Genomic DNA, 16,782 nt, shown 5'->3' with positions numbered 1-16,782 from the left:
ATATAGACTCATCAACATTGTAATTATTGATATTTGGTAAATCATTTTAAAACTGGCCAAACTATACACTGCCATTAAAAACATGTCCAAAAACAGACAATGTCTACAACAATCTGTAAACAAGTCAGTATACAAGCTGACGACTTTTTACCCACTTACTGACCATCATAACATGTTAAAATCTGACGTATAAGTTATGGCAAACATAATTATTGATAACAATATATTATCAAACATATCATTATGCAATGCTACTATCTGATATTCGTTGGTACTCGTCAGTCTATCAGCGCCTTAACCAGTACGCTTAAAGCTGTCATTGAACTTATACAAGCGACACATCGTTTGCTAAAGACATACATTAAACGAGCACAAAACGACTTATCATACACAGCGACACTAGGCGATAAATGATAATATTTGATTTTTGCTTAACATGACTTTGCCACTTTTTTTATTTTTACCCTTCAAATTTTCTGCCCATACTTTTTAAGGATAATATTATGAGTAATAAAAATAACCACCCTGATAGTCCAGTTGTCGAAAGCACTGTTGTTAAAGCCAGCGATGCAAAACCACAAGAAATTGCTGAAAACAATGAACCTGCTAAAACTGCTGACGTTAAAGCTGATACTAAGGCCAACGATACCAAGGCTGATAGCACACAAGCTGACAACACAAAAAAAGAAGCGCCAGCTACTAAAAAATCTGACGCTAAAGGAACTGATACCAACGACTCAGAGACTAAAAATACCACTAGCAAACAACCAGATGATGAAAAAGTAGAAACCACAGCAGCTAAAAAACCAGCGACTGCAACTAAAAAAGCGAGTACAACCAAACCTGCTACAAACCAGAATCGTGTGGCAATCTTAGGTGGTAACCGTATTCCATTTGCTCGCTCAAATGGCTCATACGCTGACGTCAGCAATACAGATATGTTGACTGCGGCTCTAGACGGCTTGGTTGAGCGCTACAACTTACAAGACGAAGTCATCGGCGAAGTGGTCGCTGGTGCCGTTATGAAGCTAAGCCGCGATATCAACCTGACTCGCGAAGCAACATTGAACACAGCGCTGAACCCACACACACCAGCCTATGATATCTCACAAGCGTGCGGAACTGGCCTACAAGCGACCTTTGCTTCTGCGAACAAAATCGCACTGGGTATTATCGATTCAGCCATTACAGGCGGCGTAGATACTACCTCAGATGCGCCTATCGCTATTGGTGATGGTCTGCGTAAAGTACTGATCAAGCTTGGTGCCGCCAAAGACAACAAGCAACGCCTAAAGGCATTGATGGGTCTAAATCCAAAAGACTTGATTGACTCACCGCAAAATGGCGAGCCGCGCACTGGTCTATCGATGGGCGAGCACCAAGCCATCACCACGCTTGAGTGGAACATCACTCGTGAAGCTCAAGACGAGCTTGCCTTTAACAGTCACAAAAACCTAGCACGCGCTTATGACGAAGGTTTCTTTGATGACTTGATCACCCCATACAAAGGTCTGACTCGTGATAACAACTTACGTCCAGACACCACGCTAGAGAAACTGGGTAAGCTAAAGCCAGTATTTGGCAAAAAGAACGCCAATCCAACGATGACTGCTGCTAACTCAACGCCACTGACTGATGGCGCATCTTGTGTCCTATTGGGTACTGATGAATGGGCAAAAGAGCATGGTCTAAAACCACTGGCTTATATCGTGCACCAAGAGACAGCAGCGGTAGACTTTATCGGTAAATCTGGTACTACCGAAGGCTTACTCATGGCACCCGCTTATGCGGTACCGCGTATGCTTGAGCGCGCTGGCCTCACGCTACAAGACTTTGATTTCTATGAGATTCATGAAGCGTTTGCCTCACAAGTGCTATCGACACTCGCCGCTTGGGAAGATGAGACATTCTGTGAAGAGCGCCTAGGTCTTGATGCGCCACTAGGCTCGATCGATCGCAGCAAGCTAAACGTGAATGGCTCATCGCTAGCAGCAGGCCATCCATTTGCCGCGACCGGTGGTCGTATCCTAGCCACCGCCGCAAAACTACTTGACCAAAAAGGCTCAGGCCGTGCGCTAATCTCTATCTGCGCAGCCGGTGGTCAAGGCGTGACTTGCATCTTAGAAAAATAAGTTCGGTAAGTAACGAATGAAAATGAGTACTTGATTCATCATTTTTATCAGCTCATCTATTCTCATAAAAAATGCCCTTTAAATAGTTAAAGGGCATTTTTTATTGTCTGTACTTTGCTATGATAGAACCGACCTAGATAGTAGCCTCTTAAAAAAGCTGACACGCCAAACAAAGGTAATATTTATGGGTAAGACAGAATTTCTACTTAAAAAAAAGTTTCTATTAAGAAAAATGAGACAAATCATTTTTGGCTCTGATAAATTGGTAATGACAAAACCCGTTACAACCACTGACTTTCAATCACTCACCACCCAGGAGCAATTAGATCAATACAACCGAGAACAAGCCATCTTGGCTGAGCGCATCGAAAAAGACATTCTTGATGATGAGCTACGTCGAAAAATGCATCAAGACCTTATCGATACCTACGATGAAGAGCTAGAAAACGAAATAGATGACTATGCACGTGACTTTCGCTTCAATGGTCGTGAGATGAGTGAGCAAGAAAAACTGGATCGGCGTACCTATTTCCATGAGTTGGTACGATTGCAGCGAGAACTTATTAAGCTGCAAGACTGGGTGGTCGCAAATGGTGAGCGTATCGTCGTTATCTTTGAAGGGCGAGACTCTGCTGGCAAAGGTGGGGCCATTAAACGTATCACTCAGCGGCTAAATCCACGCGTGTGCCGTGTTGCCGCCTTACCTGCTCCTACTGAACGCGAGCAAACCCAGTGGTATTTTCAGCGCTATGTCGCGCATCTACCAGCCGCAGGTGAGATCGTTTTGTTTGATCGTAGTTGGTACAATCGCGGCGGTGTCGAGCGCGTCATGGGCTTTTGTACTGATGAGCAATATGAGGAATTTTTCCAGTCAGTGCCAGAGTTTGAACGCATGCTTGTGCGATCAGGCATTCGCTTGGTGAAATACTGGTTTTCTATTACTGACGATGAGCAGCATGCACGCTTTATGAGCCGAATATACGATCCGCTAAAACAGTGGAAACTCTCGCCGATGGACTTACAATCCCGTAGGCGCTGGGAGGATTATACCAAAGCAAAAGAGACCATGTTTGAGCGCACTCATATCCCTGAGGCCCCATGGTGGGTGGTTGAAGGCAACAATAAGAAGCGCGCTAGGCTCAACTGTATTGCACATCTGCTCGACCAGATTCCTTATAAAGAGATACCTCGTGAGGAAGTTGAATTGCCCAGTCGCAAACGTGATGACGAATACTACCGCGAGCCTATTCCTGATGATATGTACGTACCGTCGCGCTACTAGCACTCATGGATATATATCCTAAAAAAAGCCTTATACAGTTATAAGGCTTTTTTATTAATCATACAATATAGCCATGATGACCATCGATAAAGACGCCTAGGTTTTTGGGTTAAGTGGTATGGGCTACATGGTATAAGTGGATTGCAGGCTATCTATTTTACCAGCCAATAAACGCTCAACTTCGTTCTTGATTCGTTGTCCTGCGATATCACTACCAATTTGCACAGCAAAGCCTGCTGGTCGACCGCTCTGCGTTTTGGAGTTGATCCAAACAACCTTACCATTCATTGGCAAACGCTCACTAGAGTTGGGCAGTGTAACAGCAATAAAAACTTCATTACCCAATTGCTGCGGCTGATCAGAGGGCACAAACAAAGCGCCATTGTTCACAAAAGACAGATAGCTGGCATACAACGTTTCGATAGTCTCAATATGGCAGGTTAAAATCCCGCCGCGTCCTGGCATTGCCATAATCAGCTTCCTTTATCAATTGGGTCAAATATATTTTTATAAATGATTGTGAGATATAAACAAAAGCAATTTATATCAATAAGTTTCAATAGCTCACAAAGGCTATGTCACCACTCCTACAAGCAGGCCAATTCTTGCATTAGCTTATCATAGGCAAATTTTTCTTGCACATTTTGTTGCAGTGCAACTTTGGTTTGCTGCAAACTATCGCCGAATACTTCTAGATTGAGAGCATCGGGTTGATAAGAGGCTAATGCTTCTGATAGGTTGATATCTGTTTGTAATTCATTCAGTCCTAGGCAGATGCGCTTTATGTCTAGGAGCATCCGTTCAGACAGTTGAATAAACTCTTTAATACTCAGCTGTTTTTGCCAATAATCACTTGCCGCTACGCTACTACGTTTACCACTTCGCAGTGCCTGCCATGTGGTCAGCCACAGTGCACGTTTGCTGTACCACGGTGCCTGTGCCAATGCTACCGCAGCGAGAGGTGCGCCGTTTGCTAATTGTATCAACTGCTCAATCGCCATCTTACTGACGGCTTCACGATTGATGGTATGACCGAGCGCTTTTGTCACATAATCGATAGCAACAGCGGGCTCAATAGTCTGTAATGCCAGCTGTTGTACACGGCTCTTGATGGTCGGAAGCAGCTGAGCAGGCGTGTCACTGATTAAAAATAGATGAACTTGCGCTTGCGGCTCCTCCAAGGTTTTGAGTAACGCATTGGCAGCGGCGACGGTCATTTGCTCAGCATGATCTAACACACAGATGCGCATCCCTTGCCCGCCTTGATAAATAAAAGGCTGCAAGGCACGAATGTCATCCACTTTGATTTTAATCGCGCTGTTGCTGGTGCTCTTAGTGGCTTTTTTGTCTTTTGCGCTGCTTGATTTGTCTTGGAGGGTGTCGCTATCCGCATTGATTGGCATACTCACGATTGGCAGCACTTGCAAGCTTGGGTGAGTACCCGACTTGAGCCATTGACAACTTTCACACGTGCCGCATGCGCCTAGTGGATTCGTATCATGCTCGCGGCATAATAACCAAGCCACCAACCGCCATACAAAGGCGTGTTTACCCATTCCCTGCATACCAGCAGCGAGCAATGCATGCGGCAAGGACTGCTGAGTCAATACTCGCTGCGTCAATTGCGACCACAATGTCTGTTGCCACGGCAATAAGGGCGCAAAATAGATACTATCTGAACGCTCTTGCGCGCCTACATTTGCTGTCAGATCATTCATAACAATAGCTCTATCACGTTTTTAGATATTTAGGATGCGGCACGCTAATGATACTCTGGATAATGTGCGAGCGCTTGCTCAGATCATTATTTAGTGGGGTTTTGAAAATCAGCCAAGCGCATGGCATTTAAACGGTTTAGATCCTCTTGGGTATCGACACCAGCCGGCAGTTGACAGGCGGCCTCTGCAATGGCGATAAGCTTACCGTTTTCTAGCACTCGTAGCTGCTCTAGGCTTTCAAGCTGCTCAAGCGGCGTCTGTGGCCATGCAACAAACTGCTGTAATAGACTAACGCGGTAAGCATATAAACCCAAATGACGATATGCGTTCTTCGGTGGCTGTCTTTGATTGTCATCCGCCAATACGATATCACGATCACAAGGAATCGGTGCTCGACTAAAATAAAGCGCGCGCTGCAAATTATTCGTATGTTGGCTGACCACTTTTACCACAGAAGGTCGCTGGAATGTATCGTAATCATCGATAGGCTCACAGAGTGTCGCCATGACGCTGGCCTCATCCGCTACCAAAAGCGCCTGTACCTGCTCGAGCAGTAAGGGCGGCACAAGAGGCTCATCACCCTGCATATTGACCACAATATCATGATCAGCCCAGCCTTTGATAGCCGCCACTTCCGCCAAGCGGTCAGTGCCTGAAGCATGCTCGCTACTTGTCATCACGACATCAAAACCGGCATCGATACAGACCTTTGCAATTTGCTCATCATCAGTCGCAATACACATATCGTCAGCAAAGGTTGCTGTTTTTGCCTTTTCAGCCACCCAAAGTATCATCGCTTTGCCATGAATGCTCAATAATGGCTTACCGGGTAACCGTGTGCTCTTAAAGCGTGCAGGAATCACAATATGGGTTTTGGCAGGTGTGGTGACAAGCGACATGGTTTATTCCTAAAAATTGTGTCAGTTTGACGTATTGACTATTATCTATGATGGCGTTTTTGTACCAACATCAGAGTCAGCCTCAATACCCAAAGCTTTTAATTGCTGGTTTAGATTATCATAACAGTTATCGGATAATACGGCCGTCACAGGCAAAACCCACAACCTGCTAACGAGCTGTGCATACTCATCACTTGATGCTTGCTCCGCCGTATAGTCTGACAGCAATGCTTTTATTTTTACCGCATCTTTACTGGTAACGACGATAGGATAATCGCTGTATTGTAAAAGCTCAGCCAAACTAAAGTCATAGTGATCAGGATAAGGATGCCCTATCACGTCAAAACCAAGAGACTCCAACGTATCAAAAAAACGCTGTGGGTAGCCGATACCACTGACTGCGTGTACTCTACTATTGCTGGCAGGAACGACATTATCTATTTGCTTAATAGGTGATTGAGGACTCCATAGATGTTGCAATTCATCAGCTTGCAAATGCATGCTCAAGCGCTCAGGAGGGTGTGAATTTTTACTGCTTTCATGATAATGCGACAAGTCTGTTTTTGGCTTGTCATGATAAATCACATGAGCACCTTCTAGTCGTGACATTGGCTCACGCAAAAATCCGGTTGGTAATAATTGCTCATTACCAAACCCTCGCGCGGCATCTACCACAATCCACTCTATATCCCGCTTGAGCGCATAATGTTGCAAACCATCGTCAGCGATAATCAATTGCAAATCAGGTTCAGCATCCAACAAGGTAGTAATTGCTTGCTGACGATTCGGGCATACTGCCATGGCAACGCCTGTCATATGAACAATCAAACATGGCTCGTCGCCTACTACGTTAGGCAAACTGGTGGCATTGACCAATGCTGGCATTTGGCTCGTATCGCCACCATAACCGCGGCTGATGACGCCGACTTTTATGCCTCGTTTTTGCAAGTGATTGACCAAGGCGATAATTAACGGTGTTTTGCCGCTACCACCCACACTGATATTACCAATGACCATGACGGGTATAGGTGCGCGATAACTTGATAGCAGCCCAACTTTATAAGCGTGACGACGAAGCAAGGTGATCAGTCCATAAAGCCAGCTAATAGGTAGCAACAGCCATAACCAAGCGGCCTTACGTTGCCATGCATTAGTAATTATCGTCTCAATACTCATAAATAATTGCCATGTATCCTATCGATTCGCTGCTTAGGCGTTGACGCTTTATCAAATAAATCTATTCTACTCAAAGTCTCGAGCATACATTTGCGCATAATGGCCTTGCAGCTGCATCAGCTCATTATGGGTACCAAGCTCAACTATCTGACCACCATCCATCACAGCAATACGATCCGCAGATTCAATAGTCGTTAAGCGGTGCGCAATCACTAGCGTCGTACGGTTTTTCATGACGTTATCGAGCGCTTGCTGAATATAATACTCTGACTCATTATCAAGCGCACTGGTGGCTTCATCCAAAATCAGAATCGGCGCATCTTTTAACAACGCGCGAGCAATAGATAGTCGTTGACGCTGGCCGCCAGACAGCTGGAGCCCTTCGGCCCCAATCTCGCTTTGATAGCCGTTTGGCATTTTCATGATAAAGTCATGCGCGAAAGCCGCTTTTGCAGCCTCCTCGACCTCAGCTTGGCTCTTGTTGGCCAATCCCCCATAAGCAATGTTATTAAATACTGTGGTATTAAATAGTACAACCTGCTGATTCACCATCGCAATTTGTGCGCGCAAGCTCTCTAGCTTAATCTGGTCTATCGGCACACCATCTAAGGTAATTTGTCCTGAAGAGGTTTCTAAAGTACGCGTTAAGAGATTAACCAAGGAGGACTTGCCTGCTCCGCTTCGTCCTACCAATGCAACCGTCTCGCCTGCTTTTATATTTAACGTAAAATCACGTAGAGCAACTGTCGAATCTGGATATACCAAACTGATATTATCCAAAGACATCTGACCAGATAACGCCTTGCTGATAGTGCCTGTGTCTTCCTCTTCTGGCTCATCAAGTAATGCAAAAATCGACTCACCAGCAGCAATGCCTTTTTGCAGTTTTTGATTGACATCAGTCAATGAACGGACGGGCTTACTGAGCAGACCAGCTGCCGCAATATAAGAGATAAACTCTCCTGCTGAAATACCGCTAATAACTGAAGGTCTCAATGCAAGCCATACCACCACCGACATCGCTATCGCCATCAGCAGCTGTACTGCTGGGGTATTGATGCTATTGGTGACGACCACCTTCATGCCTTGACGTAAGTTCTTTTTTGAAGTCTTATCAAAGCGCTCGGCTTCATATGCTTGTCCGCCATAATTCTTTACCACCTGATAGCCACTGATGACCTCATTGGTAATATGACTGACACTACCCATCGTTTTTTGGATACCTTTAGAGAGCTTAAGATAACGCTTGGAGGCAATGCGAATGAGCCATAGTATTGGTGGCAATACGACAAATAGGATTAGAGTCAAGCGCCAGTTGCTATAAAGCAAAAACCCTATCAATGCCACAACCGTCAAACCATCACGCAGCAAGGTCTTCATTGAGTCTGTACTGGCAGCAGTGACTTGCTCAACATCAAATATCAACTTGGATGAGATCGTACCAGCAGGATTGGCCAAATAGAATGAACTTGGCAAGCGCAGTAGTTTATTAAAAACCTCGACCCGCAGCTCATAAACCAAATTACGTGAGACCAAAGCCGAGTAATAGTTACCCAAAAAACTGCCCAAACCGCGTACGAAAAATAGCGCAATGATGAGTAATGGAAATAATGCCTGTTTGCTTCGATCACTTTGGTTAATGGCATCAGTAATGTATTGCAACAGCTTGGCAATCCAAATCTCAGTTCCTGCGTTGATAGCAAAGCCCAAAACAGTCAGTAGCAAAGCCCACCAATACGGTTTTAGATATTTTAATAGACGCAGTAAAGTTTTACTTTTTGGCGGATTAGACGGGGCTGCTGAAGGTTTTTTAGCAGAAGGTTTTGTAGAGTCAGGTGTATAAGCTTGGCTCATAAAAGCCTCAATGTAGGTGTCATGACATGAATGGGCTGTGCTTGATACACAGTTTATAGTAATGATGCGGCAAATATTATTGCGGCAAAGTTTGACCAAGTGGGACAACGGTGCTGATATTTAAGTTCAAAAATCCGAGTTTACCAGCAACATCCATCACCCGTACGACAGATTGATGGGTAGCGTTGGCATCCGCTGCGATGACAAATAGCATATCGCGATTGCTTCCTGCTTCTTGCTGCAACATGCTGGTCAGTTCAGCCTCGTTACTACTAGCAAGCGTAATACCATTCACCAAATAACTGCCATCTTCTTGTACAGCTACTTCTATACTATTTTTTTGCTCTGTCTGCGCCACACCTTCTGCTTCAGGAAGGATAATATTTAAACGACTAAAATGATTAAAAGAAGTAGCCAGTAGTAAAAAGACGATTAAAAACAATAAGCAATCAATCATGGGCGTCAGATTAATTTCAAGCGGCTCAACAGTCGGTTTTCTAAAGCGCATATGAATCTCTTCTACTTACCTGCTATTACGAACGTACTTTGAGCATCAAACTCAGGATCAAAACTATGACAATTATATTGTCGCCATATTGCTTTTATCTACATCTAATCGATCAGTAGCACGCTCATCAATAGTAGTCATACTATTAGCAGGTGCCGCTACGTAAGTATTGTCGAGCAATTGGTAGTCGTATAGCTCTTGAATCATCAGCCCTGCTTGAGTCTCGAACTGTGCATTGATGTCGATGATACGCCGCTGAAAGTATCGATACGCGACAAGCGCTGGGATGGCGACGATCATACCAGCAGCCGTGGTAATTAGTGCTTGTGAGACACCAGCAGCAAGCATTGTTGGATCTTGCATCGCACCATCAGTAATCGCTAAGAATGAAGAAATAATACCTAATACCGTACCTAATAATCCAAGCAATGGCGCAATGGCACCAATTGTACCCAACATATTGATATTTTTTTCTAGCTGGTGGACTTGTACGCTAGCACGATTTTGCATATGCATGGTCATAGACTCTAGGCCGTACTGACGATAGAGCAGCCCCGTTGCCAAAATATCACCAAGCGCTGTCTTCTCTTTGACATTCATCAATTGTGTACGGCCGATATCGCCATTTTCGCGTAGGCGAGTGATGAGCTGCTCACGCAGTCTGCTAGGCACAGTCTTGCTAAATTGCAATGTATGACTACGCTCAATAATGATAACCAATGCCAATATAGAGCAGACGACAATAGGTGTCATTAGCCAGCCGCCTGCCTTTACTAACTCCCACATATTTGCTCTCTTCCATATTTTTAAAAACAGTTATTACGTAGATGGATTTATACGTAAATAGTCGTTACTAATAAATCAGTCCTACTAGCTTGCGTATTGTCTTAAGCCTGTGCTTCTATGTGTTTAATCAAAGCAGCTAACTGGTCTTGACTGTGAAAAAAGATCTCAACACTACCCTGCCCGTCTTTTTTGTGCTTAAGCTTGACTTCAGCACCCAACATATCTGTCAATCTTTGCGTGAGACGCTCTTCGTCACGAGACTGTGCTTGTTCGACACGGTTAGCCTTGGGTACAGGGTTCAAAATGGATTTGACCAGCTTTTCAGCTTCTCGCACCGTCATACCGCCATCGATGATTTTTTGTGCAATGATTGGCTGCTGCTCAGAAGACAATGCTAAAAGCGTTCGAGCGTGACCCATGTCTAGTGCGCTATTTGCCAAATGATCTTTTACCGTATCATGCAATTGATTTAGACGTAGTAAATTCGATACCGTTGTACGCGCCTTGCCTACCACTTCAGCAATCATGGCGTGACTCATACCAAACTCTGTATGAAAGCGCTGCAACGCGGCTGCCTGCTCGATCACCGATAGATCTTCACGCTGGATATTTTCAATTAAGGCCAATGCAATAGCAAGCTCATCAGATAACGCACGCTCAATCGCTGGAATAACCGACTTACCCGCCATTTTTGCCGCGCGCCAGCGACGTTCGCCAGCGATAATTTCATGAGTGACAAATACTTCACTCTTATCTTCATTGGCGAGCAATGGGCGGATAACGATGGGCTGCATCACGCCATGCTGCTCAATAGAAGATGCCAATTCTGCCAGTGCCGTTTCACTCATGTCACGGCGCGGTTGATACTTACCTGCTTGTAGACGCGTGACATCGATCTGCACGAGGCTGATTTGATCCTCTGAAGCGTTTACGTCTGTGCTATTACCACGCGTTTTGTTGATAGCCGTCTTGCTTGTCACACGTGATGAACGAGTACTATTACTGACAGTAGTGTCATTATCAGTGGATTTTGCAGCCGATTTTTTACTGGCTTTGGGCGCAGCCGCATCGACGGGGGCAGTTTTCACAGGCATGTTGGTGTCTAGCGTTTCAGCTGGCACGGCCACATCGCGTGCAGCCATATCATCTTGCAAGGCAGAGGCGGTGATTTGCTTTTCTTTCTTGATTGACCCTAATAAGGCATCTAAGCCTCGATTGGCAGCCAACCCTCTTTTCTTCGCCATGATTACCTATCCTCTAACGCTAAAATAAAAGCCAATTGATTACTGCTGCGGCTTACTAAATACAATGTTAAGTGCTTTATTGTTCGAAAGCTTTTATAGAAAAACTAGCTACTTTGCTTTATCACTTCAGCGGCCAATTTTTGATAGGCGCGCGCGCCTTTTGACCATCTCTCATAAGCAATCACTGGTAGACCATGCGCGGGTGCTTCTGCTAGGCGAATGTTTCTTGGAATATGAGTCTTATACATAATATCGCCAAAGTGCGCTTCTAATTCAGCAGACACATCACGGGCAAGCGTGTTACGCGCATCAAACAGCGTTCTCACAACACCGCGAATATATAACTTAGGGTTTAATTCAGTAAGACGCTCAATCGTCTGTGATAAATCCGCTAATCCCTCTAATGCATAATATTCACACTGCATTGGGATAATCACACTATCAGTTGCAACCAAGGCATTAATCGTCAGTAGGTTCAAACTGGGTGCACAGTCTATAATCACGTAATCGTATGGCGGCTGTTGCGAGGATGTCTGCGCATCAACCAGATTTTTCATCGCCGTTTTGAACAGCTCGTGACTGTCCGTTTTACTCATCAATGTGATGTCCATACCAGCCAAATCACGATTGGCACCGATCACATCAAACCCTGCCGGACTGGTCACAATCGCTTCTGAAAGCGCTACACCATCCAGTAAAACATCGGCTATGGTAAGCGTCAGCTCGTTTTTGTCGACACCCGTACCGCTGGTTGCATTGCCCTGTGGGTCTAAGTCAATCAGTAGTACGTGCTTGCGCTTAGCAGCTAAACTGGCGGTCAAGTTTACCGCCGTCGTGGTTTTGCCCACGCCGCCTTTTTGATTCGCAATTGCTATGATTTCCATACACTCACTCAATTTTATTAAGGTCTGTTACTGACTTTTTCTTTTAATTTATTTGCCGCTCAATCTTATATGCTTATGCAGTGCTACTAAATCAGCGCTTCATGAAAGTCAGCCATTTATAAAAAAATTCTTTTATAAATCACCCAATTTTCGTTTGTATATTTTCAGTGCCTTTTAAATACTATGCCATTTAGGTACAAACGTAAACTGCGTTTCACAAAAAACGACTGCTGTTTCATGACTGAGAAGTATCTACCTTTCAGGCATTTTTAGCAGACATTTCAATCAAATGACGACTATCATGCAGACGCGGCACTGTCAGCTTAATCGTCTTAATGTGCCAATCACTATCAAGCGCTTGTAGCTCTTCATCGCTTGGCACTTTGCCTTTCATAGCACACAAATAACCGCCATCTGCCAATCTCGGCTGCGCTACTTCAACAAAATCTATCAAACTGGCAAACGCTCTAGAAGTCACCACATCATAGCTGGCTTCGTGCGCTTCAATACGCGAAGCGATCGGTTGCATATTACGTAAGCCAAGCTCACTGCTGATCTGCTTAATAAAGCGAATCTTTTTTTGATTACTATCAAGGGCTGTACACGAGCGCTCAGGCTGACAAATCGCAATAATCACTGCAGGCAACCCTGCACCTGTACCGATATCAAGCAGCGACCCTGTCGGCAAATGCGTTATAATAGACAAGCAATCAATCACATGTTTGATCAGCGCTTCTTCTGGATCGGTGATGGCGGTCAGATTATACGCTTTATTCCACAACAAAAGCTGGTCTAAGTATAATAATAACGTGCGCTGCTGTTTCTCACTTAGTGATAGACTTAGCTCATTTACGGCTTGGGCTAAGATACTGGCCAGCTTTGGCAATTGTGAGCCAAGCTTCACAAAGCCAGTCGGATCAATATTGATATTACCCGTGCTAGTAGACGACGAAGAGGTTTTAGCGGAAGCTGACATACAACGAGTTATCCAGTTTTGACATGTGAACCGCCTATTTTATCATGCAGTCTGCTCATTGAATAGTTGCAGATTGCGCCAATGTGGGACATCTTATACTATCTGCACGGTTTGTGAGGCGTTATTCTACTTTAATAGCGCAAAACTTCCGCTTAATTTATGCTCCAGTCGCCTATTGCTACATAGTTATCTCACCATGATACAAAAGTATGCTCAATGATTTCGCTAAATTGTGGCCATATCTTGTAAGATATTCTGCTTGATTATAAAAATCTAAGAAGCGCTTTTTTATAATACCGTACTGCTTCTTTAACTCTGTTACTATTGCTAAGATGATCTCTTAAACGCCTATGACCGAACGACCCTACCCCCTTATGTCTCAAATATCAAAAGACGCTAATAATATGGTACCACCTACCGCTGACTCACAAGACGATAAACCAGTAATATCTAACGCCCCAAATCCTATTTTTACTGAGGTTCAAAAAAGCTGCCGTATTTCAGCTGAGCAACTAAAACGCTATAGCGACCCTGATGAGCTGCCTACAGACACACGTACTGCGCCTGACTTAGATGTTGGCTTCGGTCAACAACGTGCGTTCAAAGCCTTGCATACAGCGCTAGACATCAATGCAAGTGGCTATCATGTGTTTGCTGCTGGTGAGAACGGCTTGGGTAAGCGTACTGTCATCAGTCGCCTGTTGGCCCGTATTGCCGCCGACGCACCCACGCCTGATGATTGGGTTTATGTGCACAATTTTACCGATCCACGTACGCCACTGGCTCTGCGTCTACCTGCAGGACAAGCCGCCTTGCTACAACAGCAGGTCAATAACTTGTGGCAACAGGCAAAAAAGCGACTAAGCCAACGCTTTCGTAGCGACCAATACCAAAGTAAAATCGAAGCGATTAAAAACAATACACATCAAAAAGAGAGTCATGCTTACGACGCGCTAAACGCTGAGGGCAAACAGTATGACCTCGCCTTGACGTTTCGCTCGTTTGATAACAAGGCAGTTTTCGTCCATCCCAGTCAGTTGACGACAGACAGTAGTAGCGACCCTGTAAAGGCTTCAGAATCATCTAGCAACAGTGCAAATTCGTCGCCAAGAAATGATAACGAAAAAGCCAACATATTGAGCAACGATAAGACTAACCATGATGAAGATCAAAACAACGCTCAAAATTCTGAGTATGGTAACAGTGAGTACGAGGCTGAGTTAAATAACTTCGTACAGAAAAACCATATGCAAAAGCGCCTCAGTCAGCTAACCATTGCGTTAGAGCAGTTAGAAGACGAAGCCAACGATGCGATAGAATCACTGCATCGCAGTATCGCACGCCGTGCACTACAGCCTTTGTTCGCGCCTGTTTATGAGCAATTTGCCACGCACCCACTTGTGGTTGACTATCTCAAAGCCATATTTGCCGATATGGTTACTCATGTAGAGCGTATCGTTAACGGCGATGACGAAGAGTTTGTGACGGCTGTATTGACCACAACACCCAGCCGTTACGCGGTCAATGTCATTGTCAGTCACGCACCAGACAGTGGCGCGCCTGTTGTCTTTGAAGACTTACCAACCCATCTAAACTTATTGGGTCATGTTGAGCAAATCACTCAATTAGGGACAGTAACGACTGATGTCAGTATGATTCGCGCAGGTGCCCTACACCGTGCCAATGGCGGCTATCTGCTGCTAGAAGCCAGCCATTTACTTGAGCATCCTTATGCATGGCAAGGTCTAAAGCGCGCGCTACAGTCACGCAAAATTAAGCTCTCAAGCCTTGAGCAAATGCTAACGCTAACAGGTAGCTTGTCTTTATCACCAGCGCCCATTGATCTTGATATCAAAGTGATCTTATTAGGTGAAGCAGACTTATATTATGAGCTGCTTGAGCTTGAGCCTGAGTTTGATGCAGTGTTTAAAGTTCGCGCGGACTTTCATGATGATGTGACGCGCACCAGCGAGCATGAATTGGCACTGGTAGCGAAAATGGCAGACATCATCGATTATGCTGATCTCTATCCATTCGATAGTAGCGCGCAAGCCACGTTGCTTGAGCATTTAAGCTTGCAAGCTGAAGAGCAGGATCGTTTAAGCCTACACAGTGATTTGTTGATTAAACTGTTGCATGAATCAAACCGTCACGCTCGTTTAAATGATGAGACAATGGTGACAGCAGATCATGTCACTCAGGCAATTGACGACATGGATGAGCGCTCAGGATATTTGCGCGATCTATACTGGGACGAACTCAAAAACGGCCAGCAGCTGATTCAAACCCAAGGCAGTGCAGTTGGGCAAGTCAACGCCCTGACCGTCGTCAGCTATGCTGATAGTGAGTTTGGCATGCCAGCGCGCCTCACTGCCGTTATTCAGCCCAATATTGGCGCAGGTGAAATCCTTGATATCGAGCGTGATGTAGACTTGGGTGGTAGCTTGCACGCTAAAGGGATGCTAATCATGACCAGTTATTTGCGTGCGTTATTTAGCCAACACCATGCACTAAATTTTAGTGCTTCGCTCGCGTTTGAACAAAGCTACGCCCATATCGATGGTGATAGTGCCACCGTTAGCGAAGGTTGTGCGCTACTATCCGCTTTAGCAAATGTCCCTATTGATCAATCCTTTGCCATTACTGGTTCTATGAATCAGCTAGGCGAAGTACAAGCGGTTGGTGGTATCAATGCCAAAATCGCCGGCTTTTTTGATGCGTGCCGTGAGCAAGAGTTGACGGGCGCTCAAGGCGTGGTCATTCCAATGGCCAATGTCAAACAACTCATGCTACGCGACGATATCATTGCTGCGGTAAAAGACGGCGACTTCCATATTTATGGCGTTTATACCTTGAGTGAAGCATTGACCTTGATGACAGGCCTACCCATCGATACCATGAATAAAAAAGGTCGCTACCGCAAAGACACCCTATTTGGCAAAGTCCTAAATCGTCTGATGTTATGGGATGAGAACCAAGACGGCGACGATGAGGTAGATGATAAAAAGTCAAAAAAGAAAGAGAAGAAAAAACGCAAAGCTAAGCGCCAAAAAAAAGAGGACAAAATAGAAAAAGAAAAACGTAAAGGCGAAAATAACGATAGTGACGTCACTGATAACCATGAGCAAAGTGAAGCTTAAAGTGTCAATGACAACACACCAAAATGATAACTAGAACGTATCTAGACCATGTTTAGACGGCGCTTAGACGGCGCCTAAACGATGTCTAAATGTATACGAACGTCCCTAGACGCTTTGATACTTTTCTGAGATGATAAACAACCAGCCAAAATCTGTAGAACAATAACCTGTGACTTTATAAAG

At 44.8% G+C, this 16,782-nt stretch carries 13 protein-coding genes; 3 read left to right on the top strand and 10 right to left on the bottom strand.

All coding sequences use genetic code 11. The annotated features are described in order from the left end of the window. Positions 1-503: 503 nt before the first annotated feature. Both AOT82_RS00620 and ppk2 read left to right on the top strand, forming a co-directional pair. On the top strand, positions 504-2,132 hold the full coding sequence (locus AOT82_RS00620) for an acetyl-CoA C-acetyltransferase (RefSeq protein ID WP_071001359.1): 1,629 nt from the start codon (positions 504-506) through the stop codon (positions 2,130-2,132). A gap of 232 nt (positions 2,133-2,364) precedes the next feature. After that, on the top strand, positions 2,365-3,414 hold the full coding sequence (gene ppk2 / locus AOT82_RS00615) for a polyphosphate kinase 2 (RefSeq protein ID WP_237182783.1): 1,050 nt from the start codon (positions 2,365-2,367) through the stop codon (positions 3,412-3,414). A gap of 123 nt (positions 3,415-3,537) precedes the next feature. Here the strand turns inward: ppk2 and AOT82_RS00610 are convergent, their stop codons facing one another. The 10 genes from AOT82_RS00610 to rsmG form a co-directional block, all read right to left on the bottom strand. After that, positions 3,538-3,885 (bottom strand): PilZ domain-containing protein, encoded by a 348-nt coding sequence (locus AOT82_RS00610; RefSeq protein ID WP_058024954.1) that lies wholly within the window; start codon positions 3,883-3,885, stop codon positions 3,538-3,540. A gap of 116 nt (positions 3,886-4,001) precedes the next feature. Next, the gene (locus tag AOT82_RS00605; protein WP_071001358.1) at positions 4,002-5,132 is read right to left on the bottom strand and encodes a DNA polymerase III subunit delta'; all 1,131 of its coding nucleotides are present in this window, start codon (positions 5,130-5,132) and stop codon (positions 4,002-4,004) included. Between the two features lie 86 nt (positions 5,133-5,218). Next, a complete protein-coding gene (gene kdsB / locus AOT82_RS00600) occupies positions 5,219-6,031 on the bottom strand; it encodes a 3-deoxy-manno-octulosonate cytidylyltransferase (protein ID WP_071001357.1) in 813 nt (270 codons plus the stop codon). 45 nt (positions 6,032-6,076) lie between these two features. Then, entirely contained in the window at positions 6,077-7,207 is a 1,131-nt protein-coding gene (gene lpxK / locus AOT82_RS00595; RefSeq protein ID WP_071001356.1) for a tetraacyldisaccharide 4'-kinase, read from the bottom strand. A gap of 66 nt (positions 7,208-7,273) precedes the next feature. Then, positions 7,274-9,061, bottom strand: coding sequence for a lipid A export permease/ATP-binding protein MsbA (gene msbA, locus AOT82_RS00590; RefSeq protein WP_071001355.1), 1,788 nt, complete (start codon positions 9,059-9,061; stop codon positions 7,274-7,276). Positions 9,062-9,137: 76 nt separating this feature from the next. Continuing rightward, a complete protein-coding gene (locus AOT82_RS00585; protein WP_058024949.1) occupies positions 9,138-9,569 on the bottom strand; it encodes an ExbD/TolR family protein in 432 nt (143 codons plus the stop codon). Between the two features lie 72 nt (positions 9,570-9,641). Next, complete coding sequence (locus AOT82_RS00580) at positions 9,642-10,355, bottom strand: MotA/TolQ/ExbB proton channel family protein (protein WP_071001354.1); 714 nt, start codon at positions 10,353-10,355, stop codon at positions 9,642-9,644. A gap of 101 nt (positions 10,356-10,456) precedes the next feature. Beyond that, complete coding sequence (locus AOT82_RS00575; RefSeq protein ID WP_071001353.1) at positions 10,457-11,599, bottom strand: ParB/RepB/Spo0J family partition protein; 1,143 nt, start codon at positions 11,597-11,599, stop codon at positions 10,457-10,459. Positions 11,600-11,703: 104 nt separating this feature from the next. Next, positions 11,704-12,483, bottom strand: a complete 780-nt coding sequence (locus AOT82_RS00570; protein ID WP_071001352.1) for a ParA family protein — start codon at positions 12,481-12,483, stop codon at positions 11,704-11,706. 259 nt (positions 12,484-12,742) lie between these two features. Beyond that, positions 12,743-13,459 (bottom strand): 16S rRNA (guanine(527)-N(7))-methyltransferase RsmG, encoded by a 717-nt coding sequence (gene rsmG / locus AOT82_RS00565; protein ID WP_071001351.1) that lies wholly within the window; start codon positions 13,457-13,459, stop codon positions 12,743-12,745. Positions 13,460-13,833: 374 nt separating this feature from the next. Between rsmG and AOT82_RS00560 the strand changes: the two genes are divergently transcribed. Then, positions 13,834-16,599, top strand: coding sequence for an ATP-binding protein (locus tag AOT82_RS00560; RefSeq protein ID WP_442965705.1), 2,766 nt, complete (start codon positions 13,834-13,836; stop codon positions 16,597-16,599). Positions 16,600-16,782: the final 183 nt, after the last annotated feature.

The sequence above is a fragment of the Psychrobacter sp. AntiMn-1 genome, from assembly GCF_001854065.1.
In the GTDB taxonomy this organism is placed as follows: Bacteria; Pseudomonadota; Gammaproteobacteria; order Pseudomonadales; family Moraxellaceae; genus Psychrobacter; species Psychrobacter pacificensis.
Note: the sequence above shows the minus strand (reverse complement) of the source record. Positions and strands in the feature narration are given on the sequence as shown.